The sequence below is a fragment of the Breoghania corrubedonensis genome, from assembly GCF_003053845.1.
In the GTDB taxonomy this organism is placed as follows: Bacteria; Pseudomonadota; Alphaproteobacteria; order Rhizobiales; family Stappiaceae; genus Breoghania; species Breoghania corrubedonensis.
The window spans coordinates 123,275-149,611 of record NZ_QAYG01000002.1; the positions used below are offsets into that span (position 1 = coordinate 123,275).

Annotated in this window: 28 protein-coding genes; all 28 read left to right on the plus strand. The window is 66.2% G+C overall.

Annotated features, from left to right (window positions below):
- Positions 1 to 5 precede the first annotated feature (5 nt).
- Entirely contained in the window at positions 6 to 422 is a 417-nt protein-coding gene (locus tag C8N35_RS08595; protein WP_107989276.1) for a DUF2730 family protein, read from the plus strand.
- Positions 423 to 424: 2 nt separating this feature from the next.
- Positions 425 to 718 carry a VpaChn25_0724 family phage protein gene (locus C8N35_RS08600; protein WP_245926736.1) on the plus strand — a complete coding sequence of 98 codons (294 nt, stop codon included), beginning with the start codon at positions 425 to 427 and terminating at the stop codon, positions 716 to 718.
- Between the two features lie 3 nt (positions 719 to 721).
- A complete protein-coding gene (locus C8N35_RS08605; protein WP_107989278.1) occupies positions 722 to 1,315 on the plus strand; it encodes a DUF3486 family protein in 594 nt (197 codons plus the stop codon).
- Positions 1,312 to 2,991 carry a terminase large subunit domain-containing protein gene (locus C8N35_RS08610; protein ID WP_107989279.1) on the plus strand — a complete coding sequence of 560 codons (1,680 nt, stop codon included), beginning with the start codon at positions 1,312 to 1,314 and terminating at the stop codon, positions 2,989 to 2,991. The genes C8N35_RS08605 and C8N35_RS08610 overlap by 4 nt, the downstream gene beginning before the upstream one ends.
- The gene (locus C8N35_RS08615; RefSeq protein WP_107989280.1) at positions 2,991 to 4,619 is read left to right on the plus strand and encodes a DUF935 domain-containing protein; all 1,629 of its coding nucleotides are present in this window, start codon (positions 2,991 to 2,993) and stop codon (positions 4,617 to 4,619) included. Before C8N35_RS08610 ends, C8N35_RS08615 begins: the two co-directional genes overlap by 1 nt.
- A complete protein-coding gene (locus C8N35_RS08620) occupies positions 4,616 to 5,998 on the plus strand; it encodes a phage minor head protein (protein ID WP_107989281.1) in 1,383 nt (460 codons plus the stop codon). Before C8N35_RS08615 ends, C8N35_RS08620 begins: the two co-directional genes overlap by 4 nt.
- Complete coding sequence (locus C8N35_RS08625; protein ID WP_107989282.1) at positions 5,988 to 6,191, plus strand: hypothetical protein; 204 nt, start codon at positions 5,988 to 5,990, stop codon at positions 6,189 to 6,191. The genes C8N35_RS08620 and C8N35_RS08625 overlap by 11 nt, the downstream gene beginning before the upstream one ends.
- A 205-nt stretch (positions 6,192 to 6,396) precedes the next feature.
- Entirely contained in the window at positions 6,397 to 6,570 is a 174-nt protein-coding gene (locus C8N35_RS24495) for a Com family DNA-binding transcriptional regulator (protein WP_107989283.1), read from the plus strand.
- A 12-nt stretch (positions 6,571 to 6,582) separates the two neighbouring features.
- Positions 6,583 to 7,290: a DNA-methyltransferase gene (locus C8N35_RS08635; RefSeq protein WP_107989284.1), complete on the plus strand. Its 708-nt coding sequence runs from the start codon at positions 6,583 to 6,585 to the stop codon at positions 7,288 to 7,290.
- A gap of 267 nt (positions 7,291 to 7,557) precedes the next feature.
- Positions 7,558 to 8,724: a phage protease gene (locus C8N35_RS08640; RefSeq protein WP_170122053.1), complete on the plus strand. Its 1,167-nt coding sequence runs from the start codon at positions 7,558 to 7,560 to the stop codon at positions 8,722 to 8,724.
- Positions 8,721 to 9,167: a hypothetical protein gene (locus C8N35_RS08645; protein ID WP_107989286.1), complete on the plus strand. Its 447-nt coding sequence runs from the start codon at positions 8,721 to 8,723 to the stop codon at positions 9,165 to 9,167. Before C8N35_RS08640 ends, C8N35_RS08645 begins: the two co-directional genes overlap by 4 nt.
- Positions 9,168 to 9,193: 26 nt before the next feature.
- Positions 9,194 to 10,087, plus strand: a complete 894-nt coding sequence (locus C8N35_RS08650) for a Mu-like prophage major head subunit gpT family protein (protein ID WP_107989287.1) — start codon at positions 9,194 to 9,196, stop codon at positions 10,085 to 10,087.
- A gap of 95 nt (positions 10,088 to 10,182) precedes the next feature.
- Positions 10,183 to 10,713 carry an HI1506-related protein gene (locus tag C8N35_RS08655; RefSeq protein ID WP_107989288.1) on the plus strand — a complete coding sequence of 177 codons (531 nt, stop codon included), beginning with the start codon at positions 10,183 to 10,185 and terminating at the stop codon, positions 10,711 to 10,713.
- 7 nt (positions 10,714 to 10,720) lie between these two features.
- Positions 10,721 to 11,155 carry a gp436 family protein gene (locus C8N35_RS08660; protein ID WP_107989289.1) on the plus strand — a complete coding sequence of 145 codons (435 nt, stop codon included), beginning with the start codon at positions 10,721 to 10,723 and terminating at the stop codon, positions 11,153 to 11,155.
- Complete coding sequence (locus C8N35_RS08665; RefSeq protein WP_107989290.1) at positions 11,155 to 11,748, plus strand: phage virion morphogenesis protein; 594 nt, start codon at positions 11,155 to 11,157, stop codon at positions 11,746 to 11,748. The genes C8N35_RS08660 and C8N35_RS08665 overlap by 1 nt, the downstream gene beginning before the upstream one ends.
- Complete coding sequence (locus C8N35_RS08670) at positions 11,745 to 12,170, plus strand: phage tail terminator protein (protein ID WP_107989291.1); 426 nt, start codon at positions 11,745 to 11,747, stop codon at positions 12,168 to 12,170. Before C8N35_RS08665 ends, C8N35_RS08670 begins: the two co-directional genes overlap by 4 nt.
- A complete protein-coding gene (locus C8N35_RS08675) occupies positions 12,170 to 12,358 on the plus strand; it encodes a hypothetical protein (protein ID WP_107989292.1) in 189 nt (62 codons plus the stop codon). Before C8N35_RS08670 ends, C8N35_RS08675 begins: the two co-directional genes overlap by 1 nt.
- A 3-nt stretch (positions 12,359 to 12,361) precedes the next feature.
- Entirely contained in the window at positions 12,362 to 13,282 is a 921-nt protein-coding gene (locus tag C8N35_RS08680) for a phage tail tube protein (RefSeq protein ID WP_107989293.1), read from the plus strand.
- A 32-nt stretch (positions 13,283 to 13,314) separates the two neighbouring features.
- Complete coding sequence (locus C8N35_RS08685) at positions 13,315 to 13,617, plus strand: Gp49 family protein (protein WP_107989294.1); 303 nt, start codon at positions 13,315 to 13,317, stop codon at positions 13,615 to 13,617.
- A 190-nt stretch (positions 13,618 to 13,807) separates the two neighbouring features.
- Entirely contained in the window at positions 13,808 to 14,182 is a 375-nt protein-coding gene (locus tag C8N35_RS08690; RefSeq protein WP_107989295.1) for a hypothetical protein, read from the plus strand.
- Positions 14,183 to 14,259: 77 nt separating this feature from the next.
- A complete protein-coding gene (locus tag C8N35_RS08695; RefSeq protein WP_107989296.1) occupies positions 14,260 to 14,547 on the plus strand; it encodes a DUF1799 domain-containing protein in 288 nt (95 codons plus the stop codon).
- Positions 14,548 to 18,891, plus strand: coding sequence for a phage tail length tape measure family protein (locus C8N35_RS08700; RefSeq protein ID WP_107989297.1), 4,344 nt, complete (start codon positions 14,548 to 14,550; stop codon positions 18,889 to 18,891).
- Between the two features lie 13 nt (positions 18,892 to 18,904).
- Entirely contained in the window at positions 18,905 to 19,330 is a 426-nt protein-coding gene (locus C8N35_RS08705) for a hypothetical protein (RefSeq protein WP_107989298.1), read from the plus strand.
- Positions 19,331 to 19,343: 13 nt separating this feature from the next.
- Positions 19,344 to 19,865: a DUF1833 family protein gene (locus C8N35_RS08710; protein WP_107989299.1), complete on the plus strand. Its 522-nt coding sequence runs from the start codon at positions 19,344 to 19,346 to the stop codon at positions 19,863 to 19,865.
- Positions 19,862 to 20,293, plus strand: a complete 432-nt coding sequence (locus tag C8N35_RS08715; RefSeq protein WP_107989300.1) for a C40 family peptidase — start codon at positions 19,862 to 19,864, stop codon at positions 20,291 to 20,293. The genes C8N35_RS08710 and C8N35_RS08715 overlap by 4 nt, the downstream gene beginning before the upstream one ends.
- Positions 20,294 to 20,398: 105 nt before the next feature.
- Positions 20,399 to 23,743 carry a TipJ family phage tail tip protein gene (gpJ, locus tag C8N35_RS08720; protein ID WP_107989301.1) on the plus strand — a complete coding sequence of 1,115 codons (3,345 nt, stop codon included), beginning with the start codon at positions 20,399 to 20,401 and terminating at the stop codon, positions 23,741 to 23,743.
- A gap of 13 nt (positions 23,744 to 23,756) precedes the next feature.
- On the plus strand, positions 23,757 to 25,385 hold the full coding sequence (locus C8N35_RS08725) for a hypothetical protein (protein WP_107989302.1): 1,629 nt from the start codon (positions 23,757 to 23,759) through the stop codon (positions 25,383 to 25,385).
- A 2-nt stretch (positions 25,386 to 25,387) separates the two neighbouring features.
- Positions 25,388 to 26,188, plus strand: coding sequence for a hypothetical protein (locus C8N35_RS08730; protein WP_107989303.1), 801 nt, complete (start codon positions 25,388 to 25,390; stop codon positions 26,186 to 26,188).
- Positions 26,189 to 26,337: the final 149 nt, after the last annotated feature.

The following is a 26,337-nucleotide window of genomic DNA, read 5'->3' on the forward strand; positions in this document are numbered from 1 at the left end:
GGGCGATGCAGGAAACCTGGACATTCGCGGAGATCCTGGCGCGCTTCGGTCCGCTGATCATCATGGTGCTGTCGCTCGGGTGGAGCGTCTACCAGTTCCGGTCGTCGGCCCGAAAAGACGAGTTCAAGGAGCTGCGCGAGGAAGTGCGCAGCGAGATGGCGAAGCAGTCATCCCAGTTGCAGAAGCACATTCAGGAAGGAGCCAGTTCGCGGGCCGATATCGCCAATCGGCTTTCGGCGATCGAGGGTGACCTGAAGCATATGCCATCGGCCGACAGCTACCAGCGGACGGAACTCGCCCTTGTCGGGCTGCGCGGCCAGATGGAGGTGCTCACCGAACGCCTCAAGCCCGTCGCGGAGATTTCCAACAGGTTGCAGGAATTCCTTCTCGAAGAAGCCAAGGAGCGCCGCGACAGGCAATGAGCATGGACAAGATCATCCGAGAAGAGGCCCGCCTCATCATCCTGCGCGCGCTGGCCGATGAGCCGGACGGACGCTGCAATTCCTCGCTGCTGGTGCGGCATCTGGAGGTGTTCGGCATCAACCGGCCGCGCTCCTGGACCGAGGCCGAGGTGCGCGAGCTGGAGAACCGCGGCGCCGTGCGCGTGATGGAGGCCGGCTCCGTTCTGGTGGCGCAGCTCACGGCGCGCGGCCAGGACCATCTTGAGCGCCGCGCGTTCCTGGACGGTGTGAAGCGCCCCAGCCTGCCGGAGGCGTAAGCGATGGCGAAGCAGCGCGGCCGTGGCCGACTATCCGACATCGAGTTGCTGCCTCCCGAGTGCGACCAGGTCATCGCCTGGGCGGCTGAAGAGCTGCGCGGCCATAAGCGGACGCAGACGGACATCTATGAAGAGTTCTACGCGAAACTCGAAGAGCTGCAACGGGAGTATCGCGGCGAGCTGGACTTCAAGATCCCGTCCTTCAAGGCGTTCAATCGCTATTCGATCAAGCAAGCGACGCTGACCCGCCGGCTCGAAGAGACGCGGACGATCGCCAGAGCAATCTCGCGGAACTTCGACGCCGAAGCGAGCGACGATCTCACCCTGATCGCCGCCGAGGCGATCAAGACGCTGGTCTTCGAAGTGATCACGGCCGCCGGAGAAAACGGCATTGAGGCCAAGGACGCCATGAACCTTGCCAACGCGCTGCGCGCCGCGACGCAGGCCCAGGGCGTCTCGACCGTGCGCAGGCAGAAGGTGGAGAAGGAGTTCGAAGGCCGGGCTCGCGAAGCCGTGGACAAGGTCGCCAAGGCCAAGGGCTTCTCGGCCGAGACAGCGAATACCTTCCTCGAAATGATCGGGGTCAAACCCGCATGAATGCGCCCCTCTCCCGCGAACAATGGGAAAAGCTTCGTCGCGAGACGATGGATACCATGCCGCGCGTCATCGGCGAGGTCGGACGGGCAAAGGCGCTTCTGCCCTATCAGGGGCAAGCCGTGGGGCTGCTGGAAAGCACCGCTATCCGCGTTCTTTTCATTGAGAAGTCTCGACGGATCGGCATGACGTGGGGGCTTGCCTCCTATGCGGTGCTTCGTGCCGGGCGAATACGCGAAGCCGGTGGCATGGATGCGATGTACATCTCCTACAGCCAGGAGATGACACGCGAGTTCATCGACGCATGCGCGATGTGGGCGCGCGCGTTTTCGACTGCGGCGATCGCCCAGGATGAGTACCTGTTCGACGACACGGATCCGGATCACCCGGAAGACACCCGTCAGATCCAGGCCTTCCGGATCCGCTTCGCCAGCGGGTTCGAGATCATCGGTCTTTCTTCGGCTCCGCGCACCCTGCGCGGCAAGCAGGGTCTCGTCATCATCGACGAGGCGGCCTTCGTCGATAATCTGAAGGAACTGCTGAAGGCCGCACTCGCCTTCCTGATGTGGGGCGGCCAGGTCGTGGTCTGCTCCACCCATAACGGCACGGAAAACGAGTTCAACGTCCAGATCCAGGAGATCCTCGGCGGGCGCTCGAAATACGCCCACATGCGCGTCGATCTGGATCAAGCGTTGAAGGACGGGCTCTACCAGCGGATCTGCCTTGTACGCGGCATCGAATGGTCGCCGGAGGGCGAGGCCGAGTGGCGCGAGGAACTCATCGGCTTCTATGGCGACGGCGCCGACGAGGAGCTGTTCTGCATTCCGTCCATGGGTTCCGGCGCCTGGCTGACCGCTCCGCTGATCGAGGCGCGCATGACGGCGGATGCGCCGGTGCTGCGGCTGGAGCTACCGGCGGATTTCCTCCAGCGACCGGAGCTGGAGCGCGCCGTCCTGTTGGCGCCGTTCATGGCAAATCTGGAGGAAGCACTCGACGCGCTCGACCTCACGCCGCTCTTTGCCTTTGGCTTTGACTTTGCCCGCGTCGCGGATCTGACAGTCGGCGCGCTTCTGGCGATAGAGAAGGATCTGAAGCGCCGCGAGGTGCTGTCCTTCGAGCTGCGGGGTGTGCCCGGCGACGAACAGAAGTTGATCGTGCGCACGGTGCTGAAGCATGTGCGGCACCGGTGCGTCGGCGCGGCCTTCGATGCGACCGGTATGGGCTGGACGGTAGCGGAAGACATGGGCCGTGAATTCGGCCTGCGGGAAAAGGACGATGACGCCGGCCTCGTCTGGGCGGTCAAGTTCTCCCAGGACTGGTACCGCCTCAACATGCCGCCGCTCAAGACGGCGTTCGAGGACAATGCGATCACGATCACGGCTGACGCCGACCACTTGTCGGATCTGCGCGCGGTCAAGCTGGTGCGCGGCATTCCGAGAGTTCCGGAGACCCGTGAGACCGAGAAAGGCGACGGATCGAAGAAGGGCAAGAAGCGCCATGGCGACTACGCGGTCGCGCTGGCGCTCGCCCATTTCGCGAGCCGGATGCAATGGCACGAATACGCCTACACACCCGCGCCACCGCCACGGTCGCGTTACGATGAGCCGGCGGGCATGAGCGATGACGGCGAGCGGCCATTCCGCATGGCGACCATGCGGCGCAAACGGGGGATCTTCTGATGGCGGTAACGCTCTACGACCCATACGGCCGGCCGATCGACCGCGGCGCGCTCAAGACCGAGCAGGCCGCGCCCACGGTGACCGGTATCCGCCAACCCTATTCGGGCGGGCATCCGGCCGCGGGCCTGACGCCGGGCCGGCTCGCCCGGCTGCTGCGCGAGGCGATCGACGGAGACGCGCAGCGCTACCTTGAGCTGGCCGAGGACATGGAGGAGCGCGACCTCCATTACGCCGGCGTGCTCGGGATCCGCAAGCGGCAGGTCTCCGGCCTCGAAATCACCGTGGATGCGGCGAGCGACGAGCCCGATGACATCCGCGCGGCCGACCTGGTGCGCGAGGTCATCGAGCGCGACCCGTTCACCGACGAGCTGTTCGACATTCTCGACGCCGTCGGCAAGGGATTTTCCGCGACCGAGATCATCTGGGACACGTCCGAGGGACAGTGGCGGCCGTCCTCGCTCAAGTGGCGGGATCCGCGCTGGTTCGAGTTCGACCGCGACGACGGCGAGACGCTTCGCCTGAAGGAGATGGGCGGGCCGGTGCCGCTGAAGCCGTTCGGCTGGATCACTCATTACGCCAAAGCCAAGAGCGGGTTGCCGATCCGGGGCGGTCTTGCGCGCGGCGTCGCCTGGAATTTCCTGTTCAAGAGCTTCACGATCAAGGATTGGGCGGTTTTCTGCGAGGCGTACGGCCAGCCCTTGAGGATAGGCAAGTACGGGCCAGACGCCAGCGAGGAGGACAAGGAGACCCTCTTGCGCGCGATCCAGAACATCGGCGTCGACTTCGGGGCGATCGTGCCGCAGTCGATGATGATCGAGTTGGTCGAGGCGAAGATCAGCGGCAATCTGGAACTCTACGAAAAGCGTGCCGACTGGCTCGACCGGCAGACATCCAAGATCGTCTTGGGACAGACGCAAACGACGGATGCGACGGCCGGCGGCTACGCCACGGCCAAGGTGCATGACGGTGTGCGCGACGATATCGAGGCCGCCGACGCGCGCCAGCTCTCGGCCACGCTCGGGCGCGATCTCGCCAAGCCGCTGGTCGACCTCAACATGGGACCGCGCCGGTCCTATCCGCGCATCCGGATCGGGCGGCCCGAAGAGATCGACGTGGACAAGCTGGTGTTGAACGTCAGCAAGCTCGTGCCGCTGGGCCTCAAGGTCGGTATGTCGACCATGCGCGACAAGCTCGGCCTACCGGACCCGGATCCCGACGAGGAGCTGCTGGCGCCGGCAGGCCAGGCGGCGTCGCAGGATACCGAGGATCCGAAGCCGGAAGAGGAACCGAAACCGTTCAAGGTCGGTTTCACGGCGCAGATTGCCGAGAAGCCCGACATGTCGGGGCAGCGCCCCAAGGCAGTCGCACACCGGACGCAGACCGCACCCGTCGATGCCGTCGATACGGCACTCGACGAGATCCTAGGCGATGAGGGCTGGGAACCGCTGGTCGCGCCCGTCGTCGCGGGGCTCGAAGACAAGCTGGCGAAAGCTCAGACGCTCGATGACGTACGGGCGATTATCACCGATCACCTCGCAACGCTTGACGTCGATGCCTTCGCCGAGACGCTGGCGCGGGCGACGTTCGCGGCGCGGATTTCCGGCGAGGCTGACGAGGATCTGGCGTGACGGCGGTCCTCAAACCGCTGCCGCCGCGCGAGGCGATCGCGGCGCTGAGACGTCGGCGACAGACACTGGCGCCAACCTTCGCCTGGCAGGACGTCTACGCGGCCGAGCATGCGGCGATGTTCACGGTTGCGAAGTCGGCGGGCTACGACATCCTGACCGATATTCTGGCGGGCCTTGAAACGGCGTTGAAGGACGGCGGCACGCTGCGCGATTTCACGCGCGACCTGACGCCGATCCTGCAACAGAAGGGCTGGTGGGGGCGCAAGGCCGTCGTGGATCCGGAGACGGGCGAGCCGGTGCTTGCCCAGCTTGGCTCACCCCGTCGGCTGCAGACGATCTTCGACGTCAACATGCGGGTGAGCTATGCGGCCGGCCACTGGTCGCAATTCCAGCGCACCAAGGCGGCGCGGCCCTACCTGCGCTACGTCGCGATCCTCGACGAGCGTACCCGGCCGGAGCACGCCGCCCGGCACAATCTCTGCCTGCCGGTCGATCATCCCTACTGGAAGACCTGGGCGCCGCCCTGCGGCTGGAACTGCCGCTGCACCCTGCAGAGCCTGTCGGAGCGCGACGTGGAGCGGATGCGCTCTCAGCTCAAGTTCACGCCGCCACCGGACGAATACCGCGAGTGGACGAACAAGCGCACCGGCGAGGTGCGCAGCGTGCCGGTCGGGATCGACCCGGGCTGGGACTACAATCCGGGTGAAGCCGGGCATCTGGCGACGTTGCAGAAGCTCGAAGCCAAATACGACCGCCGCGGCCAGGGATTGCTCTTCGGCGAGCTGCCGAAGGAGTGGCCCAAGGGGCCGGAGACCCCGGAAGCCGCGGAAGAGCTGGCGAGCGAGATTGACCGCGCGCAGCGGGAATGGACCGACAGCCTGGACGAGGACAAACTCGACGCAATCGCCTTCTACAAGGCGGAGGGGCATCGTCTCGCCAACAGACTTCTGCGCGACGGCTGGTACGGGCTCAACGGCGAAGAGGACGACGCCGAGATCGAGGCCGCCAAGGAGATGACCGCGGATCTGCACCGCGCGTTGAAGACGGCAGCCTTTCCCCGCACCGTCACGACGTTTCGCGGGGTCGATGCGGATACGGCCGAGCAGTTCGCCAAACTGGAACCGGGCGACCTATTTCTCGACAAGGGGTTCTACTCGTCATCGCTCTATGAGCCGATCGCGCAAGCCTTTGGAGATTTCGTCGTTGAAACCCGAGTTCCGAAGGGCGCACATGCCGTCGCGCTTGTCCATTACATTCCCGACGTAAATCATGTAGAATATGAGGTGCTGCTCGACGCGGGATATAGGTTCCGCGTCATCGAGAAGACGGAAGACCGCCTGGTCCTGGAAGTCATCACCGGACGCGAAGATGAAGCCTGAAACGACGACACGCGACGATCTGATCGAACGGCTGGCTCGTGTCGTGCCAAGCCGGAAGGCTCGCGCGACCTTTCTGCGCGCCGATGACGCCACGCTTCGCCGGATCGTCGAGCGGATGGAGGCCTCGGCCGAGGAAACCCGGCGGATCGGCCACATCCATTCGACCGGCATCGGGTTCGTGAAGATCAGCTGACTGCTTCACCTCTACGTGCGACTAAACAGATCCCTCATTTCTGCCAAGGTCTGCATGCCGCCCCGACGGGTGGCCCGGAGCGAATGCTCCGGACGGCGGGCCTCCATCGCCAAACTTCAGCCCGCCCGGCAGTACCACGAGACAACCGCCGCACCCGCTGCTCGCGCGAGCGCCGGCACTGTGGCTGAGTCTCGGAATATATGGAATGCAGGACATACGGTGCGGCAAATGCCGACGCCTCTTGATGAAGACCGCAGAGAGAGCGATAGCTGGACTGTTGGAAATCAAATGCCCGCGTTGCGGCACGATCAACGCTTTGAGGCCGATAGAGCCCTTCCCCGAGCGCCCCGGCGAAGACCGGAAACGAGCTGCCGGATGAAAGCTCAGGCCCATGAAGTGGCAATTGCACAATGTCGACGCCATCCCCTGGCTGATCGACCAGTCTTCCGACAACTTCGACGCCCTGGTGACGGATCCGCCCTATTCTTCGGGCGGTCTTCACACCGGCACCCGCACAGCCGACAGCCCCAATGGGAAATATCTGAACGATCCGGGCAAGTACCCGGAATTCACCGGCGAGAACCGCGACCAGTTCTCCTACATGCAATGGTCGACGCTGTGGATGACGCACGCCCACCGCGTGCTCAGGGCCGGCGCGCCGGTGATGGTGTTCTCGGACTGGCGGCAATTGCCGGTGCTCACCAGTGCGCTACAGGCCGCCGGCTTCACCTGGCGCGGCATCGTCGCCTGGGACAAGACGGAAGGCGTCCGCCCGCAGAAGGGCCGTTTTCGCCAGCAGGCGGAATTCGTGTGCTGGGGATCAAAGGGCAAATGGCACAGCTCCGACGGCCCCGTGCTTCCCGGCGTCTTCCGGTATTCCGTCGCGGCCGGCGGGCCGAAGCTGCACACGACCGGAAAACCGGTGCCGCTGATGGCCGATCTGGTCAAGGCATGCCCCTCCGGTTCGGTGCTCGATCCCTTCGCGGGATCCGGCTCTACGGGCGTGGCCGTCATCCGCTCCGGACGCTTCTTTGTCGGCTGTGAGCGCGAGGAAGCCTATTTCAACGTGGCGTGTGATCGCCTCTCCGAAATCGCATAGCCCGCGCGGGCCGCGGCAGCGCCTCCAGGCGCTTGTCGCGCTCCCGTTGTAGCGGAAATCTCCTCCCGCGCTTTCTACCCCCTTTAAACCCCCTTTAACGGCGACGTTAATCGCGACCGGAGCAGCCCGACCGCGGCTGGCCGGTCCCTGGTCGCGTTTTGGCGATTTGCGGCGGGGAGAGATCTCGTCGTGGCCTTGCTTCGTATCCGGTTCGGGCGCACCGGGGTGCGAATGGTTCGAAGCAGGCGCAACGGCGACGATGCCGGCATGCTAACCGAACCCGCCAACACCTGCCAAGCCTGTCATTCGACCGTGCTCGATCGGAGCGCGGCGGACGCCGTTTCCGGTGGCAAATGGGTGAAGCTCATCCCCGCCGGGGTCTTCTCCGGCCGCGACGGCCGCGGGCCCTATGTGGCCGGCGACGCCGCCAGCATGCGGGCGATCATCGACGCCACCCTGCAGCGCGCCGGCGATACCGAAATCATGGTCGACTACGACCACCAGTCGGTGTTCGCCTCAGTTCCCGGTGTCGGCGGCATCGCGCCGGCGGCTGGCTGGATCAAGGAATTCCAGGTTCGCGCCGACGGCATCTGGGGCCGCGTGGAGTGGACGGCAGCCGCCGCGCAACGCATCCGCGCCGGCGAATACCGCTATCTCTCGCCCGTCTATCACCACTCGAAGACCACCGGACAGCTCGGTCCGATCGTCTGCGTGGCGCTGACCAACACGCCAAACCTTGATCTCGCCGGCGCCGTGGCGGCGCGGGCGCAGCTCAGCCCTTCCGAACACAACCCGGTCAATGGAGATCCCATGAAGACCATCGCCAAGGCCCTCGGTCTTCCCGAGGACGCGAGCGAGGCGGACATTCTCGCCAAGCTCAATCCCGCCGTGGCAGCGCAGACGGCGCTGGCCACGATCGCCAAGGCCTGCGGGCTCGACGAGGCGGCCAAGCCCGACGACGTCGTCACCGCCGCCCAGTCGGTCACGACGTCGCTTGCCGCCGTCGCCAAGGCCGTCGGCGCCAAGGCCGACGCGAACGCCAACGAGCTGGTGACGGCCGTGCAGAAGGCCGGCAGCCCGGACCCCGCGAAGTTCATCCCGGCCGACCAGGTCGCCGCGATGATGGCGGAGTTCAAGCAGCTCAAAGACGGCATCGACAGCGACAAGGCGGAGACCGCCGTCAACAGCGCGATCGCGGACGGCAAACTGGCCCCAGCGCTGAAGGACTGGGGGCTGGCGCTGCACCGCACCGATCCGAAGCAGTTCGCGACCTATGTCGGCGCCGCGCCGAAGCTCACCGGCGCGCAGCTCGGCGACCGGAAGAAGGATGCGGCCGAGCCGACGCTCGATGACGCCGACCAAGCCGTCATGCGGGCGATGGGGATCTCGGCCGAGGACTACCTGGCCGCCAAGAAGAAGGACGCAGCCGAATGACCGCGCTTTCCCAGGACCGAAACACGCCCCGGCTGCAGGGTGACATGCGCCGCGGCGACGTCGCCGCCGCCACGCTCATCTATGCCGGCGCGATCGTCATGCGCGATGCCGCCGGCAACCTCAACGACGGCGCCACGGCGACAGACCTTGTCGGCGCCGGTCGGGCCGAGGAACAGGTCGACAACTCGTCCGGCTCCGCCGGCGATCTCACCTGCAACTACCGCTCCGGCGTCTTCCGCTATGCCAACTCGACGTCGACCGACGAGATCACCAAGGCCGACATCGGCGCGGTGTGCTTCGCCGTCGATGACCAGACGGTCGCCAAGACCGACGGAACGGGCACGCGCTCGCCGGCCGGCTTCATCGACGGGGTCGACGATCTCGGCGTCTGGGTGCGCTTCGACGAGGCGCTGCTCAACGCCTGGATCGACGGCGTCGCGTAACCGGCACCGCACAAGAGGACACCCCCATGCTCATCAATGCCCAGAACCTGAATTCGCTGCGGGTCGGCTTCTCCACCGCGTTTCACCGCGGCCAAGGACAGGCGGCATCTCAGTATGCGTCGGTTGCGACGGTGGTGCCGTCGACGCTGAAGGAACAGAAATACGGCTGGCTCGGCAAGTTCCCCGGCGTGCGCGAGTGGATCGGCTCGCGCGTCGTCCACAACCTGGAACAGCACGACTACTCCATCAAGGAGAAGCCCTGGGAGCTGACCATCGGCGTCGACAAGGACGACATCGAGACCGACAACCTCGGCATCTACGGGCCGATGTTCGAGGAAATGGGCGCTTCGACCAAGGCCAAGCCCGACGAATTGGTCTTCGCGCTGCTGAAAGCCGGTTTCGCGACCGAGTGCTACGACGGCCAGAACTTCTTCGATACCGACCATCCGGTGATCGGCGAGGACGGCGAAATGACGACGGTCGCCAACACCGACGGCGGTGCCGGCACGCCCTGGTTCCTTCTGTGCACCAACAAGCCGCTGAAGCCGTTGATCCTGCAGAAGCGCAAGGACTTCAACTTCGTCGCCAAGGACCGCGAGACGGACGACAACGTCTTCGACCAGAAGGAATACGTCTACGGCGCGGACGCCCGCATGAATGTGGGTTTCGGCTTCTGGCAGCAGGCGTGGGGCTCCAAGCAGACGCTCAACGCGGCGAACTATGCGACCGCGCGTGCAGCCCTGACTGGCATGAAGGGCGACCACGGCCGGCCTCTCGGCCTGATGCCGAACCTCCTCGTCGTGCCGCCGACGCTCGAAGGCGCCGGCCGGGCACTGCTGACGTCGCAGCTCGTCAACGGCGGCGAGACCAACCAGTGGGCGGGTTCGGCCGAGCTGCTCGTCAGTCCCTGGCTCGCCTGACGAATGCGCGGATCCTCGCGGGGGCTTTTCTGTCCCCGCGTCCTCCGCGGTGAGCGCCGTGCGGCGGCGTTCCCCCCAGAGGACGGAGACACTCCATGACGACTTCGGACGATCTCACCCGCATCGACGGGATCGGGCTCGCGACGGCTAAAAAGCTCGCGGCGGCTGGCGTTATCAGCTTCGCGCAGGTCGCGGCCTTCGCAGAAGCGGTGCCCGAGGCCGTGGCGGCGCTCACGTCGGACGACCATGCCAGGGCCTGGGCCGCGCAGGCCGCCACCTTCGTCTCCGCCGATGACGGCAAGGGCGGCGAGGAAAAGGCCACGGAGAACCAACCCGGCTCGGCCGGAGTGGATGAAACCAAGGATGCCCCCGAAGAGCGCGACGCCGACGGGGGAGCCGGCAATGCGGCCGGCTCCTTCACCGAAGCTCCGAAGGCGGACAAGGCATCCAAAGCTTCAGCCGACGAGACGCCAGCCCTGCGTATCAAGGCCAAGCGCCGGAAGGGCTTCTGGCGCGCCGGCGTATTTCACCCTGGCGAGGCGGTCGAACATCCGGCCGGCACGTTCACGGCCGATGAGGTCGCACGCCTGAAGGCCGAGCCGAACCTCGACGTCGAGGAGATCTGATCTCCCCATGACCTACGCCACCCAACAGGACCTGATCGACCGCTTCGGCGCCGACGAGCTGATCCAGCTCACGGATCGTTTGAGCGTGCCGCCGGCGGCGATCGACGCGGACGTGGTGGCGCGGGCGCTGAGCGACGCGGATGCGCTCATCGACAGCTACCTGCGCAAGCGCTACGCGCTGCCGCTCGATCCCGCGCCGCCGGTCCTGGTCAAGATCGCTTCCGACCTTGCCCGCTACAACCTCTATGACGACGGCGCCGACAAGGACGGGCCTGTCGTCCGGGCTCAAGGCTCCGCGCTCGCCTGGCTGCGCGACGTTTCCAAGGGGCTCATCGAGCTGGACGACGGGACCGGCGATGCGCCGGCGGCGTCCGGGGGCGGTCAGGTCCGGGCCTCGTATCCCGATCGCGTGTTCACGCGCGACAGCCTTCGGGGGTACTGATGACTGGCGCCCGGATAACCATTGAGATCGACGACAAGCTGATCCTCGCCAAGCTCGACCGCGTGGCGGCGCAAGGGCGCGACACGGGCCCGGCGATGGATGCGATCGGCGCCTACATGCTGACCTCCACCCAGCAGCGGTTCGAGCGCGAGACGTCACCGGACGGCACACCCTGGCAGCCGCTTGCCCGGCGCACCGTGCGCGAGCGGGCAAAGCGCGGGTTCGTGCCCGTGCGGATCCTGCGCCGGCGCGGCTTCCTCTATCAGAGCCTGACCTTCGAGGCGTCGCCTTCGGAGGCGGCCGTGGGCACGAACAACCCCTATGCCGGCATCCACCAGTTCGGCGGCACCATCAAGCGCGAGGCGCGGCGGCAGACGATCTACCGGACCTACAACGCCCGCACCGATGAGCTGTCTCGGCAGTTCACGGCGCGCAAGCGCGCGAACTTCGCCCAGGACGTGGACGTCGCCGCACACGAGATCACGATCCCGGCGCGGCCCTATCTCGGCATCGACGAGGCCGACCGGGCCGAGATCGTCGCCATCATCGAGGACCATCTGGATGGCGGGCCGCTCGCGGGAGGCGCCGCATGATCGTTGCGGAGACCATCGAGCGGCTGCGGACCATGGATCCCGCCCCCTTCCGGATCATCGAAGGTGTGGCGGAGCTTGCCGCGCTCAACGACGCGCCGCGCGCGACGCCGGCGGCTTACGTCTTCATCGACGACGAGGCGGCGGCCGCGAACCGTCGCATGCCGGGCGTGCTGCAGCGCGTTGAGGCGGATCTCGTCGTGGTGATCGTCGCCCGCAACGTTTCCGATGCGACCGGTGGCGCGGCGGCGGCCGACATCGAGGCGCTGAAAGCCCTGGTACGGGGGCGGCTCATCGGTTGGCAGCCGGCCTCGGCCGATGACGTCATCACCTATGTCGGCGGCAAGGTGGTCAAGGCGCGCGGTCGCGCCGTCTGGTTCGAGATGACGTTTGCTGCCGCCTACTACATCGAGGAGAGCGCGTGATGCCGGTGAGAAGCGGCGGCCGCTACTACGCGGACAAGGGCACGGGCAAACGCACCCGGGCCCCGAAAGCGGAGCAGATCGAACAGCCGGCCGAGAAGGCCGACGACACGGAAGCAAAGGCTGGCGCCGACGCGCCCAAAGCCGAAACCAGGCGCGGCCGCAAGCCGGCGCCCAACATGGAGGGTTAGACCATGGCAAGGCGTTTCTGGCGCAAGCTCGCGATGCTGGCGAAGCTTGAGACCACCTATGGCACCGACGCGACGCCGACGGCCGCCATGCAGATCTCGAACGTGCAGTTCGACCCGATGCAGGGCGAGGAAGTGAGCCGCGACCTGCTGCTGCCCTATCTCGGGCATCAGGGTGTCGTGCTCGCGGGCATCTACGCCCAGCTGCAGTTCGACGTGGAGATCGCGGGTTCGGGTGCTGCCGGTACCGCACCTGGCTTTGGACCGCTGTTGCGCTCCTGCGGGTTGGCCGAGACCATCACGACGGACACGTCGGTCGCCTATGATCCGGTGTCATCCGGACAGGAAAGCAGCTCGCTCTATTTCAACATGGACGGGGTTCGCCACGTGATCCTCGGCGCGCGCGGCAATGTGCAGCTCAACTTCGCCCCGAAGCAGATCCCGCACTTCCGCTTCAACATGATGGGGCTCCTCGGCACCATCACCGACGCGGCACTGCCGGCGGCGGACCTTTCCGCCTTCGTGACGCCGCTGGTGGTCAACAAGGTCAATACGACGCTGAGCCTTCACGGCACGGCCCAGGTGGGCGAAAGCCTCGCCATCGATCTCGGCAACCAGGTCGAGGCGCGGTTCCTAATCGGGGACGAAAGCATCGAGATCCCGGACCGGAAGGCGACCGGTACCGCCGTCGTCGAGGCGAAGACGCTTGCGACAAACGACTGGTTTGCTATCGCCACCGCCCGGACGCGTGGGGCGCTGGCGCTCGCGCACGGCACCGTTGGCGGGAACATCGTTCAGGTCGCAGCGCCGGCGGTGGAGATCGGCCGGCCTTCGACCGGCCAGACGCAGGGCATCACCAACTATTCGCTGCCGCTGATGCTCTGCCCCGACACCGGCGACGACGAACTGGCGCTGACGTTCCTGTGACGTCGGCCGCATCACCTCTCAAGGAGCTTTCAATGAGCAAAGACGAAGAGGCCATCGAGGTCGAACTGCAGGCAAAGCGGCTCACGGCCAAGCGGATCACGCCCGACATGCTCGATGCCGAAATCGCGGGCGAGGACTATCACGTTTTTCCGGGTTCGTGCCTCACCGTGTGCGCACTGACGCTGCGCAACGGCTTCACCGTGACCGGGGAGAGCGCCTGCGCCTCGGCTGCGAATTTCGACGCGGAAATCGGCCGGACGATCGCCCGCACCAATGCGCGCGAAAAGCTCTGGCCGCTTCTCGGCTTCCGCCTGCGGGATCAGCTTTCGGCGTAGCGCTTCCATCTCTTCAAACACCGTTTAAAAGCCGGCGGAGACACCGATGATTTTCAAATGCAGCTGGAGCAGACGGCGGTACCGAAACGGATACTACACCGCCGTCTATACGGGCTGGTTCCTGTTTGGCGTTCTCCCCCTCTTCATCAGCCGCATTGAGCGGTCCGACATCTAGCGCCACGAGGTTCCCATGTTCATTGCTACCGACACCCTGCTGTTCAAGGAAGAAGTCCGGGTTTCCGTACCCTCGGCCGAGGAGGCCGGCAAGCGGGAGGTCCAGACCTTCGTCATGGATTTCGAGGCGCTGCCGTCCGAGGAGACGGAAGCGATCGCCGAGCAGATCCGCACCGCCAAGAGCACGGCGGAACTGATCAGGCTGGAGATCGACCAGCTCGTGCGCGTCTCGCGCGGCTGGCAGGACGTCGTCGGCGTCGCGACCAACAAGCCGCTGCCCTTCTCCGAGGATGCGCTGCGCAAGCTCTGTCGCTTTGCACCCTTCCGCCGGGCGGTGGGCGAGGCCTATGCGCGCGGCCTCAACGGCGACGGAGGGCCTGCGGGAAACTGAGAGCGGCCGGCCGCGCCTGGGCGCTGGCGCAGACCGGCCGGGCGGACCGCGAACGGCCGCTCGGCATCGATGCCGAGATGCAAGGCGAGTTCGCCGCTCTCGGCGTGATGGTCGCGGCGACAGAGGACACATCGAGGCCGATCGAGGTCTGGTCGCCGCACTGGGAGGGTTTCACGCTCTTCCTCGATCTTTCCACCCAATGGCGGGCGACGGCGTCGCCGGCGGGGCTGATCTGGCTGGGGCTCGATTACGGGGCGGCGGAAGTGGTGATGAGGGCGCGCGGCGGCCGGCTCGATGCGGATCTGCTGAGCCTGCTCCGGGACCTCGAACAGGCGGCGCTGCCGGTGCTTAATCAGGGTGACTAGATGACGTTTCAGGTCTCGGCCAGGCTCTCGCTCGATCGCGGCACATTCTCGGCCGACGCGCAGGCGGCCGGCCGGGACGTGCGCGGCATCGGCCAGGCGGCGGAGGGAGCTGCCCGGGATGCCGCCGAGGCGGCCGCCAATCTCGACCGGATGGTGTCCGCCGCACGCGGCACGACGGCGGCGGCGCAGGCGCAAGGCGCACTCGCGGCAGCCACCGCCCAGAGCTATCGCGAAACCATCCAGCTCATCCGCGCCGAGCAGGAGGCCGAGAGCGCACGGCTCAGAGCCCAGATCAGCGCGACCGGCCGCGCCCAAAGCCTGCAGCGGCTGGCCCAGCTCGGCCGCGACGCCCAGGCGGCGACAAAGGCGCTGACGGTCGCGGAGACCGAACAGGCGGCGGCGAGCGACCGACTTGCCGCCTCGGCGCGCAACCTCGGCCAGATCCAGCAGCAGCACGCGAGCGCCCAGGCTGCCCAGCGCCAGACCTATCAGGACGCCTTCAACCAACGGCTCGGGGTGAGCACACCGACGGTTTCCGCCGAGGGCGACGACCGGGGCGCCGACATCGCCGCCTATGGCCGATCGCTCGATGATCTGCGGGCGAAATACAATCCGCTCTTCGCGGCGCAGCGGCAGTATCGCAACGAGCTGGCCGCAATCCGGTCGGCGGAACGGCTCGGTGCGATTTCTGCGCAGGAGAGCGCGGCAGCGATCGAGCGGACGAAGGGTGCTTTCGCGCGTCAGGTCATCGGCATGCGGGCCGCGACGAGCGCGATGAAGCTCACCGGCTTCCAGGCGACGCAGCTCTCCTATCAGATCAACGATATCTTCGTCTCCCTCCTCTCGGGGCAGAACCCGGCTCTCGTGTTCGCCCAGCAGGGGACGCAGGTCACTCAGATTTTCGGCGGCGTGCGCGGCACGCTTGCCGCCTTGGGTGCGGTCCTCACGCCGACGACGCTCGCATTCGGCGGGCTGACCGCTGTCGTCGCGGCCGGTGCGGTCGCCTATCAGGGATATCTCACCAGCACGAAGGAAGTGGAGACTGCACTCGGTGGTCTCGGTCGGAGCGCCGGGGCAACAGCCGACGATCTGGAGGCGCTGGCGCAATCGACGTCCGGCCCGGCCGGATTGTCCGTCAAGGAGACGCGCTCGATCGAGGCGGCGTTGCTCAGGACCGGGCGGATCGGCGCGGAACAGTTCGGCTCGCTGATCGGGCTCACGAAGGATTTCGCCGCGACGATTGGCGGGGATCTGGACAGCGCGGCGGACCTGCTCGCTCAGCTCGTCTCGAAGCCCGCCGAAGGCGCGCGCAAGCTTGCCGAGGAGTACCGGCTCCTGGATGGAGCGACCGCCCGGCGCATCGAGAAACTCGTCGCGCAGAACCGGACGCAGGAAGCCCAAGGCGCGCTGATCGACGCCTTGCCGGACAAGCTCGCCAAGGCGGACAATGCGACGACAGCGCTCGGCCGGGCGTGGGACTGGGTCGGCAACAAGGCCTCGAATGCCGCCGATGCCATCGGCGGCGCGATCGACCGGGCGATTGACGGGCCGAGCTTGAGCGAGCGGATCGAGGAGATCGATCGGAGCCTGAGCTTGTTGCAAAGACCCGGTCGCGGTGGGAGATCCGGCGCCGCGAGCCGGCAAGTCATCATCGATGAGTTGCAGCGCGAGCGCGACGTGCTCGAAGGCCTGCTCTCTATCGACCGAGAACGGGCCGCGCTGATTGCCAAGGAACAGGCGGACCGGCAAAAGGCAGCGGTTGCCCGTTCCGTCGCGGACAACTCGCCTGCCACGGAACAGACGCGGCGTCTGGAAGAGTTGCGCAACCAGGTGCTGTCCCTGGAAAACGGCTTTGCTGGCACCACGACAGCGGACGAACAGGACCGGTTGGCGGCCGCGCTCGATGCCAAGCGGCGGGCGCTTGAAACCTACATTCCCGAGGCCGAAAAGCAGCTCCAGCTTGATGCGCTCGACCGGCAGATCGCCGAGGCGCGCGACCCGATCCGCAAGGCCGAACTGGCCGCACGGCGCGAGGCCTTGTCGCTCGCCGGTGAGGAAATCACCACGGCACGGGCACAAGCCCAGATTGAGCGGGCCCGGACGAAGGCAATCGAAGACAGCCTGTCGGCCAACCGGCAGAGGGTCGCGGAGCTACGCGAACAGGCTGGCGCCCGGGCGGCCGCCAATGATGCGATCGCCGGCGGGATGTCGTCGGACCTCGCGACCTCGACCATGCGGACGGAACTGGAGCTGGCGCCGCTGCTGCGGGCGGCTCTGGCCGCGCAAGGGGACGAACGCGCGCGGATCCTTGCGCTGGTCGAGACTTTGCGCGAGGCCAATGCGGCGCTAAACGCCGAGGAGCGGCGCGGATCGGCGATCGAGGCGAACCGCGAGGCCGAGACGAAGCTCGACCGGCTGCGCACGGAAATCAGCCTCGTCGGGCAGTCGGAGACGATCCGCACGCGCATCCTCGCGCTTTATGATACGGAGGCCGAGATCCGCCGACGCGGCATCGCCGGAACGCCGGAGGCCGAGCGCATGCGGGCGCTCGCCGCCGCCACGGCCGATGCGACCTCGGAGCTGGAGCGCCAGAAAGCCGCGTGGACCGACATCGAGCGCACCGGCGAAAGTGCCATCGACCGGCTGGTCGGCGTGCTTGGCGGCGACGACATCGGCGAGGCGGTCACGGGGCTTCTCGACGACATCAAGAAGCAGTTCCTGACCTTCGCAGTCGCCAATCCGCTGAAGAACGCACTGCTCGGCCAGAACCTGCCGACGCTGAGCGATGCGGGCGGGATCCTCGGCCGGCTGTTCGGCGGCGGCGGCGCAGCGGCCGGTGTGACCGGATCGAGCGTCGGGGCGATGACGGTTTCGGCGGGGACGGTGATCGTCAACGGGACGGCGCTTTCCGGCTTGTCCGGACTTTCCGGCATTCTGGGTGGTGCGGCCTCACCTGGAGCGGCGGCGAACGACGCCGTCGGCCAGCGCATCGACGGCGCCTTTTCGCAATTTGAGAACAGGCTCGCGTCGGGCGCCGGCGGCACGATCGAGGCAATGATCCGCCAGACGGCGGCGCGTTATGGCATCGATCCGACGTCGTTTGCCACCGTTGGACGGATCGAGAGCGGGTTCAACCCGAATGCCGTCAATGGATCGATGCAAGGGCTGTTCCAGTTCGCCCCCGGCACGGCCGCGCAATACGGGCTCAACGAGCCGTTTAACGCCGGTTTAAACGCGGATGCAGCGGCGCGGCTGTGGCGCGACAACAGCCGGGGGCTGACCTCGGTGCTCGGCCGCCAGCCTTTCGGCTGGGAGGCCTATGTCGCGCACCAGCAGGGGCTTGGCGGCGCATCGGCGCTGTTCGCCGATCCGAGCCGCAACGCCGTCTCCGCGCTCAACTCGCTCGACTTCTACCGCAGCCGGCCCGGCCTGGCTGCGTCCGCGATCACTGGCAACGGCGGCTCGGCCGACATGACGTCGGGCGCGTTCCTCGATCTGTGGAAGCTGAAATTCCAGGACATGGGCGGCTCGCTCGACACGCTGGCCAACCGGGCGACCTCCGTGACCGACAGTCTCGGCAGTTTCGGATCCGGCCTCGGCGAGGCATCGCGTTCGATCCTGTCGTCGTCGAACGGCATCGGCAACGCGGGCGTCCAGCTTGCGACCAGCACGGATACGCTCGCCCAGGGTACCGAGGGGGCGTTTTCGACGCTGCTTGGCGGGCTCGGCCGAGGCGTCGACGGGCTGCTTTCCGGGCTCATGTCGATCATTGGCAATATCGGCGGCAGCGGTGGCGGCGGCGGGTTTTTTGGCGTGATCGGGTCGTTCGTCTCCGGCCTGTTCGGGGGCGGCGGCGGGGCGGCAACGGGGGCGCCGCTCAACCTGCTGGCCTTCTCGGGCGGCGGCGGCACTGGCACGGGCGCCGACGACGAACCGGCCGGCATCGTCCACAAAAACGAGTACGTGTTCGACGCCCCGGCGACACGCGCGATCGGTGTGCCGGTTCTGGAAGCGTTGCGCAAGGCAGCCAAACGCGGATACCGCGAGGGCGGGCTTGTCGGCGGCGGGACGGCATTGGCGCCGATGATGGCCGGCTTAGCCCAGGCCGGGAGGCCGGCGCAGTTCGGCGCGCAGGTGGTGGCGCCGGTGTTCCAGACCATCATCCAGGACAGGACAAACAAGGGGGTGGAAATCACCCAGCGCGAGGAAGATGACGGGCGCGGCGGACGGCGCTCGGTGGTGATCATCGACGAAATGGTCGCCCAGCAGCTCGGCCGGCCGGGCTCGCGCAGCCAGCAGGCGCTGCGCGGCTTCGGCGTGCGGCCAGGGACCGCGGCACGATGAGGACGGCGGCACGATGAGCGTTCCCCTTTGGCCTTCGGAGCTGCCGCGCCCGATGCGCTCCGGATACCGGGGCGGGATCGGCGACGGCCGACAGGCGACACGGCCAGAACAGGGCCCGGTCCGGGTGCGGCGGCGCTATTCGAGCGTTGCCATGCCGCTTGCCATGACGGTTGACGTGACGCTGGACGAGCGCAAGCGGTTCGAGCGGTTCTGGCGCGAGGACACGTCGGAAGGTTCCTTGCCCTGGCTGATGCCGGACCCGGAAAGCGACGGGCACCCGATCCTGACCACTGATGGTGCGCCGCTGCTGACGGCCGATGGCGCGCCGCTGCTGCTCTCACATTGGTGGCTGGTGATGTTCGATACGCAAAGCGCACCGAGCTGGAGCCCGCGCGGCATCCGCTGGCAAGTCCAGATGACGCTCATGATCATGCCTTGACGCCGGAGAGACGATGCCCCGCCTTGTATCCCTCAATGCCCGTTCCGCCCAGGACGCGACCGCCTCAGACGAGGTCGAGGTGGTGCTGATCCGCATCACGCATCCGGACCTCGACACGACGATCCGGCTTTCAAGCGACCCGACCGAGCGGCTGAGCCTTGAACCGCTGACCTATGGCACGCGCTCGACCTGGCAGACGGATGACGGATCGCCATTCCTGTTCGTGCTGCTGTCAACGGTCCTGCCCGACGACCAGGAGGAGACGCCGCCGGCGGCGACATTGATTTTGGAAGTCGTGGACAAGGACATGGCGAAGCCGCTGCGCTCCACCATCACGCGGGCGACGGTGGATTTCGCGGTGGTTCTGGCATCCGATCCGGACGTGATCGAGGCCGAATGGCTGGGGCTGGAGCTGATCTCGGCCGAGGGCGACAGCGGCCAGATCACGCTGTCGATATCGCGCGATCCGATCACGTCGGAGCCCTGGCCGTCGCGGCGGATGACGCGGGACGCGTTTCCGGGGCTGCACAGATGACGGCTCACCTGCACTGGAGCGCTGAATTCGTCGGCATCCCCTGGGCCGATCGCGGGCGCAGCCGCGAGGGTTGCGACTGCTGGGGGCTGGTGCGGCTGGTGCATGCGCGCTTCGGCGTCGCTCTGCCTACCTACGACGAGGACTATGCGACGGCCGACGAAGAGCGCGAGATCGCGGCCCTTATCCACGGCGTCCTCGATGTCGGGCCGTGGCGCCGCGTTGTCGGCCGCCCGCCGGCGGAGATGGATGTGGCGCTGTTCTCGCGCGGCCGGCACGACAGCCATGTCGGCGTCGTTGTTTCACCGACGCACATGCTTCACATGTTCGGCGAGGATGCGGCCAAGCTGGAGCGGTGGGATACGCCGGTCTGGCGTCGCCGGCTGCAGGGGTTCTGGCGACACGAACGGGTGCCGCTACCCGCCGCCTGAAACCCCGATTGAAGGCCGGTCGCACCCAGGTGCGAATGTGGCGGCGGGGCTGTTGCAGGCAGGATGCCAGCAACCCGAGACGACCGCAACCGGCCCGTTTGATCCATGCAATCCGACACACAAGACGCCACGATCAGCGCGCTTGCCATGCCCGGACTAGACCCCGGCACGGCGCGGATTTCGCGCGTGCTGCCGGCGGGTGCGACGGTGGCGGAAATCGTCGCGGAGATGCTGCCGGGCTACGTGGGCCCGCAAGCCGGCATCCGCGTGGTGCTGGTCACCGAGCGCGGCAGTCTGGTGGTGTCGGCGGAGATCTGGCACCGGGTGAGGCCCAAGGCGGGCGTGCGGGTGATCGTGCGCGTGGTGCCCGGCAAGGGTGCGCTGAGGGCGATCCTGACGATCGTCGTGCTGATTGCCGCCGTCGCGATCGCTGCGTTTCTGGGGCCGATGCTCGCCGGCACGTTCGGACTGACGGCGGCAACATGGACGACGATCATCACCACGACGATCGTCACAGCCGGCAACCTGCTCATCAATGCGCTGATCCCTGCCAGACCGCCCCGGATCGCCGATGCGGCCAAGGAGGCGAACCGCTACACGATCAGCGGCCTGCGCAACCAGGCAAACCCGGATGGAGCCATTCCGGCGGTGCTGGGCAAGATGCGCGTCGCGCCGGTCTATGCCTGCGCGCCCTACACCGAGGTCGTCGGCGACAACCAGTATATCCGCGCGCTCTTCTGCGTCGGGTACGGGCATGTGAAGATCTCGGACATCCGGCTGGGCGAGACCTCGATCGACGAGTACGACGAGGTGGAGCTGGAGGTGCGCGAGGGCGTCGCCGGAGACGATCCGATCGCGCTTTACCCGCAACAGGTGATCGAAGAGGGAATGTCGGTCGAGTTGACGCGGCCCTATCCGCGCGACGACGCCGGCGAGATCGTGTCGGGCTCGACGCCCGAGGACAAGCCGGTGGTGCGCCGCACGGCGACGGACGTGACCGAGGTGGCCGTTATCCTCGGATGGCCGCAGGGGCTGGCGCGGATCAATGACGAGGGCAAGCCGCGATCGCTCGCTGTGGGCATCCAGATACACTACCGCAAGATGGGCAGCCTGACCTGGATTGGCGAGCCGAATTTCAATGTCGTGGCCGCACAGACGCGGCCCTTCATGCGCGCCTACCGCTGGACGCTGCCGGAGCGCGGAACCTACGAGATCAGGTTGCGGCGCTATACGGCCGAGCGCACGGCCTCGCGCTACACCGACAACGTCTTCTGGCAGGCGCTGCAGAGCTTTCGGCCAGAATATCCGATCAACTTCGAGCACCCGCTGGCGCTGATCGCGGTGCGCATCAAGGCGACCTATCAGCTCAATGGGCAGATCGACGATCTCAACTGCATGGCGAGCCGCGTTGCGCCAGATTGGGATGCCACGTCCGGCACCTGGATCACGCGTGAGACGCGATCGCCGGCGGCGGCCTATCGCTGGGCCTTGCAGGGGCCGGCGGCGACCTATCCGGCTCTCGACCAGCGGCTCGATCTCGACCAGATCGCCGACTGGTCACAATGGTGCGCGGCCAAGGGGCTCACCTACGACCGGCTGCACAATTACGACGCCTCCCTGCAGGAAGCGCTGCTCGACATCACGTCAGCCGGCCGCGCCACGCCGCGCGATGACGGAGTCAAATGGGGCGTCGTGATCGACCGGCCGCAGAGCCTTGTGGTTGATCACATCAACCCGAGGAACAGCCGCGACTTCCGCTGGAGCCGCCCCTATGCCCGGCTTCCGGACGCCTTTCGCGTGCCGTTTACGGACGCTTCAAACGACTTTCAAAAGGGCGAGCGCCTGGTTCCCTGGCCGGGGCATACGGGCACAATCACCGTGACCGAGCAGCTGGAGCACCCGGGCAAGACGGACCCGGACGAGATCTGGATCGAGACACGGCGCCGGCAGCACGAGATCGAACACCGGCCAGACAGGTTTCAGGTGACACAGGATGGAGCGGCCTGCGTCGCCGTGCGCGGTGATCAGGTGGCGGTTTCCTACGACACGCTGGAGCGCACGCATATGGTTGCCCGCGTGCGCCGGGTGCTGGATCAGCTCGTGGAGCTGGACGGCGATGTGGCGATCGGCGACGGCGCCTGGGCGATGCGGTTCCGGGTGTTTTCCGGCGACCAGGACGTGCTCGGCGAGAGCTTGGTCCGGCCGATCCTGACCGGGCCCGGCCTGACCGGCGCCATACGGCTGGCCGGTTCGGGCGCGGTGCCGCGGGCAGATGAGATCGTCCATATCGGGCCGGCGGCGAGCGAGAGCCTGATCTGTATCGTCAAGGCGGTGGAACGCGGCGAGGATAGCGCACGGATCCTGCATCTGGTGGCGGCGGCGCCCGAGATCGACACGCTGACGGATGCTGAGGAGCCGCCCGCCTGGGACGGCCGTGTCGGCAGCACGATCGGCCTGTCGGAGACCGTTCCCGCCGTTCCGGTCTTCGTGGGCATCTATGACGGCCTCGACGGGACCGAGGACCCGGACGGGCTGACCGTGCGCATCGAGCCGGGGCCGGGCAATGCGGCGGTGGTCGGCTCCTACCAGATAGACCACAGGCTTTCTGGCGCCGGAACCTGGACGACGAAGACCGTCACGGCCGCGGCCGGCGGCGGCGACATTGTCGGCTATCACGCCGGGCAGACGGTGGAGATCCGCGCCCGTGCGCTCAGCATCTACGGCATCGCCGGCGGCGACACGCCCGTCATATCCGTGACGATCGGCTCGGCCGACGTCGTCGTGCCCGATGTGGCAACGCTGCAGGTCGTGCGGCTCGCCTCGGGCGTGCGCCGCTACACCTGGACGCTGGGCGAGGGAGACACCTCCAAGCTGCTCGGTTACCGGATCCGGCTCAGGCCGGGCACGGGCTACGACTGGGAGGATCTGGGGCCGGCCCATACCGGCCTGCTCTCTGCATCGCCCTGGGAGACCAGCGAACCGCTCGCCGAGGGCACGTTCACGATCGGCGCGGTGGCGGTGGACTTCGACGGCAACGAGAGCCCGACGCCGCTCCTCATCGAGACGACGCTGGGCCCCAGCTATGGCGCCGGCGTGCTCATCCAGCGCATCGAGCGCGACCTCGGCTGGCCCGGCACGACGACGGGCGCAAGCGTCGTGGCCGACGATCTCGTCGGCGGGGCAACGCTGCCGTCGAGCTTCACCTACACGCTGCCGGTAATCGACCTCGGCTCGGACACGAGCGTCACGGTCGCCGCCGTCGCCTACGGCCTTGCCGGCACGGCCACCCTGACGATGCGCACGGGCCTTGCGAGCGACGGCGCGCCTGTCGGCTCCGCAACGGCACTCGGTACCACGCTGGCCCGCTACATCGAGATCGAGATCTCCGTTTCCAACGCCAGTGCCGAGGCTGTCCTCGGCGACCTGGTGACGCTGATTACCCCCGCTTGAGAGGACTGACGACATGGTCGATGGCGTGAAGAGCACAAATGTAACACCGGCGGCGACGCTGGATGAGTTTCTCGGCAATCGTGTTGTCGATGGAGTGGTGGTGGATACGGTTCGGGTGCCTGCGAAGAACGTCGGGGCGCAACTGGAGACCCTGCGCGGCCCGAAATACGAGCTGCTGTCGGAGCTGGAAGCGGACCTCGACTGGGCGGCCGATGCCGAGGGACGCGTCTACGGCGATCCAACTGTCGGCAATGTTGGGGTCTATTTGAAATCGGGGGCGGTAGGGGAAGGCTCCTGGACGCGGATTGGACCGCTGCCGGAGACGGCAGCGGCTAGCGCGCTCGCTCTCAAGCAAAGCTGTCTATATGCAACAACCGGCAACATCGTGCTGTCCGGGGCACAGACAGTGGACGATGGGGCTCCGTACGATGGCGCTCGCATCCTGGTGCGAGATCAGACGAACACGGCCGAACATGGCATCTACCTCTACAACTCGGCAGGCGCATGGCCACGGGCGGCCGATTGGGATGCTGGTGGAGACGCGGCCGGGGGTACGATGGTCGCGGTTGATGCGGGCGAAACCTATGGAGGGTCTATTTTCAAGGTCACCTCTCCCGTATCCGGCGCCATCACGCCTGGTGTGACAAGCGTTGCCTTTTCGAGGGCAGGTAAGCTGCGCTTGGATCCGGGGTCTGCTGCGGCTCCGTCCCTCACGTTTGACGGTGCCACCGGCTGGCATTCGGAGGACGGGATTTCTCATGATTTCCATTCGGCAGGTTTTAGGGTCCTGCGCCTCAACGCGTACGGGTTGATGATTGGTACGACCAGCTTCAATCCATTAACGGCAAATGAACTTGGCATGTCGCTGCGGGCGTCAGGCGGAGCGGCGTCATTTTCATCCACGGCATCAGCCATTCAGGCCAATCGTCAAACGGGTGACGGCGCCGTTATAGGGTTGTGGTCTGCCGGAGTATCCGCGGGGTCGATCTCCATCGCCGGAGGCGTTGTCACCTACGGAACGTTCGTCGGCGCTCACTGGTCACGGCTGGCGGTCAATTCACGGCCGGAAATCCCTGTTGGCACGATCATGGATTTCATCGATGGCGCCGTGATCTGGCGTTATCTGGTCTGGCAGGAAATGATATCCATCCCAGTGACTGGGCCTGATGGGGACATGATCGGGTTTGAGCAGAAGGCCCAGACGTTCCGGCGCGAGTACGACGGCGCAGAGATCGACGGCGCGGTCGTTGATGTGGTCGGGACGGATGGCTCGACCGTCTATCAGGCCACGGTCTGGACAGACCCGGACCGGCACCTTCCGCTTTGCGAAATCTCGCAGACACCCTCTTCGAATTGCGTCTACGGCGTGTTCTCAGCGTGGGATGATGATCCGGATTGCGAAGGTCCGTCCGTATTCAACGACATGCACGTTGCGGGCCTCGGCGCCTATGTCGTTCGCATGCAGCCGGACGCTACCCCCTCCCGCGGTGACCTCGTTGAGAGTGCGGGAGACGGCTGCGGCAGAATGCAGGCCGACGATATTTTCCGGACTTCAACCATTGCTCAGGTGACAGGCACCGATCATGTGCATGAATATGAGGATGGATCATTTACGGTCCGGGCCACATTGCACAAGGGTTGATTATGGACACTCCTATTGCGCTTTTGCTTCTCGGCCAGTCGAACGCGATCGCCAACGCGGAAAGCACTGGCGGCACGTTCCACGTCACCGACCAGATCAAAATCTATAACGCGCAGTCTCAGTCGCTCGAAACGCTGGATCTCGAACACGTCGCTCATTTGATCACAGACAGCAGTTCCGTCACGGGCTACAACACGATCGGCGGCGGAAAAAACAACATCATGGGCGGGCTGGCGTGGAGGATTCTCCAGGAGACGGGACGCAGCGTTGTTGTTGTCTGCAATGGGCATGGCGGGGAGCCGTTTAACCGCTGGATCGAGAACGGAACGTCCTCAGAAAACTATGTGGATTTACTCGCAGACGTTCCGACTGCGATCAGTCTCGCCGGCATTTCGTCGTTTGATATAGTCCACATTCAGGAGGGCGAGGCCGACGCGGCCGGCGGAGACAGCCAGGCACAAATAACCGCGGAGCGGAATACGCTCATTGCCCAGCTTCGGGCCGAGCCGTGGATCAGATCCGACACGTATTTCACCGTTGGGGAGCCATGCCAAAGCGGTCTAGAGGTTCCCGCGCTCTACTACCTGAATTGGTCCGTGCAGGAGGTGATCAACGATGGCGATCCATACACGTGCTACGTCCCTACAACCGGAATTCCATATGTCAGTGAAACGAACAAAGGTCACTTCTCCGGCCAAGGCCTATACGATCTTGGCTACTTCCGGGTGTTTGGATCGCTCCCCGCCGAGGCGAAGGTTACGCCCCGCCCGAGGCCAATTTTGACGAGCGGCATTCGTTTTTAGTTGCCATTCGATCTTGCGCGCCGTGCCATCTGATTTTGCGCGCTACAGGAATATCCTCAGCGGCTCACAAGCCTGAATTTCATGATGGGCTGGGTGATGGGCCAGAAGCCGGGTAAAAAATGAAAATCAATAAAATCAGATATTTACAT

Coding starts and splice junctions, on each gene's coding strand:
- C8N35_RS08675 (WP_107989292.1), top strand. CDS start 12,170: ATGCCGGTGAGAAGCGGCGGCCGCTACTACGCGGACAAGGGCACGGGC.
- C8N35_RS08595 (WP_107989276.1), top strand. CDS start 6: ATGCAGGAAACCTGGACATTCGCGGAGATCCTGGCGCGCTTCGGTCCG.
- C8N35_RS08730 (WP_107989303.1), top strand. CDS start 25,388: ATGGACACTCCTATTGCGCTTTTGCTTCTCGGCCAGTCGAACGCGATC.
- C8N35_RS08680 (WP_107989293.1), top strand. CDS start 12,362: ATGGCAAGGCGTTTCTGGCGCAAGCTCGCGATGCTGGCGAAGCTTGAG.
- gpJ (WP_107989301.1), top strand. CDS start 20,399: ATGCAATCCGACACACAAGACGCCACGATCAGCGCGCTTGCCATGCCC.
- C8N35_RS08625 (WP_107989282.1), top strand. CDS start 5,988: ATGAAGCCTGAAACGACGACACGCGACGATCTGATCGAACGGCTGGCT.
- C8N35_RS08705 (WP_107989298.1), top strand. CDS start 18,905: ATGAGCGTTCCCCTTTGGCCTTCGGAGCTGCCGCGCCCGATGCGCTCC.
- C8N35_RS08660 (WP_107989289.1), top strand. CDS start 10,721: ATGACCTACGCCACCCAACAGGACCTGATCGACCGCTTCGGCGCCGAC.
- C8N35_RS08645 (WP_107989286.1), top strand. CDS start 8,721: ATGACCGCGCTTTCCCAGGACCGAAACACGCCCCGGCTGCAGGGTGAC.
- C8N35_RS08695 (WP_107989296.1), top strand. CDS start 14,260: ATGCAAGGCGAGTTCGCCGCTCTCGGCGTGATGGTCGCGGCGACAGAG.
- C8N35_RS08640 (WP_170122053.1), top strand. CDS start 7,558: ATGCTAACCGAACCCGCCAACACCTGCCAAGCCTGTCATTCGACCGTG.
- C8N35_RS08710 (WP_107989299.1), top strand. CDS start 19,344: ATGCCCCGCCTTGTATCCCTCAATGCCCGTTCCGCCCAGGACGCGACC.
- C8N35_RS08605 (WP_107989278.1), top strand. CDS start 722: ATGGCGAAGCAGCGCGGCCGTGGCCGACTATCCGACATCGAGTTGCTG.
- C8N35_RS08670 (WP_107989291.1), top strand. CDS start 11,745: ATGATCGTTGCGGAGACCATCGAGCGGCTGCGGACCATGGATCCCGCC.
- C8N35_RS08715 (WP_107989300.1), top strand. CDS start 19,862: ATGACGGCTCACCTGCACTGGAGCGCTGAATTCGTCGGCATCCCCTGG.
- C8N35_RS24495 (WP_107989283.1), top strand. CDS start 6,397: ATGCAGGACATACGGTGCGGCAAATGCCGACGCCTCTTGATGAAGACC.
- C8N35_RS08725 (WP_107989302.1), top strand. CDS start 23,757: ATGGTCGATGGCGTGAAGAGCACAAATGTAACACCGGCGGCGACGCTG.
- C8N35_RS08690 (WP_107989295.1), top strand. CDS start 13,808: ATGTTCATTGCTACCGACACCCTGCTGTTCAAGGAAGAAGTCCGGGTT.
- C8N35_RS08685 (WP_107989294.1), top strand. CDS start 13,315: ATGAGCAAAGACGAAGAGGCCATCGAGGTCGAACTGCAGGCAAAGCGG.
- C8N35_RS08650 (WP_107989287.1), top strand. CDS start 9,194: ATGCTCATCAATGCCCAGAACCTGAATTCGCTGCGGGTCGGCTTCTCC.
- C8N35_RS08600 (WP_245926736.1), top strand. CDS start 425: ATGGACAAGATCATCCGAGAAGAGGCCCGCCTCATCATCCTGCGCGCG.
- C8N35_RS08700 (WP_107989297.1), top strand. CDS start 14,548: ATGACGTTTCAGGTCTCGGCCAGGCTCTCGCTCGATCGCGGCACATTC.
- C8N35_RS08655 (WP_107989288.1), top strand. CDS start 10,183: ATGACGACTTCGGACGATCTCACCCGCATCGACGGGATCGGGCTCGCG.
- C8N35_RS08615 (WP_107989280.1), top strand. CDS start 2,991: ATGGCGGTAACGCTCTACGACCCATACGGCCGGCCGATCGACCGCGGC.
- C8N35_RS08610 (WP_107989279.1), top strand. CDS start 1,312: ATGAATGCGCCCCTCTCCCGCGAACAATGGGAAAAGCTTCGTCGCGAG.
- C8N35_RS08635 (WP_107989284.1), top strand. CDS start 6,583: ATGAAGTGGCAATTGCACAATGTCGACGCCATCCCCTGGCTGATCGAC.
- C8N35_RS08665 (WP_107989290.1), top strand. CDS start 11,155: ATGACTGGCGCCCGGATAACCATTGAGATCGACGACAAGCTGATCCTC.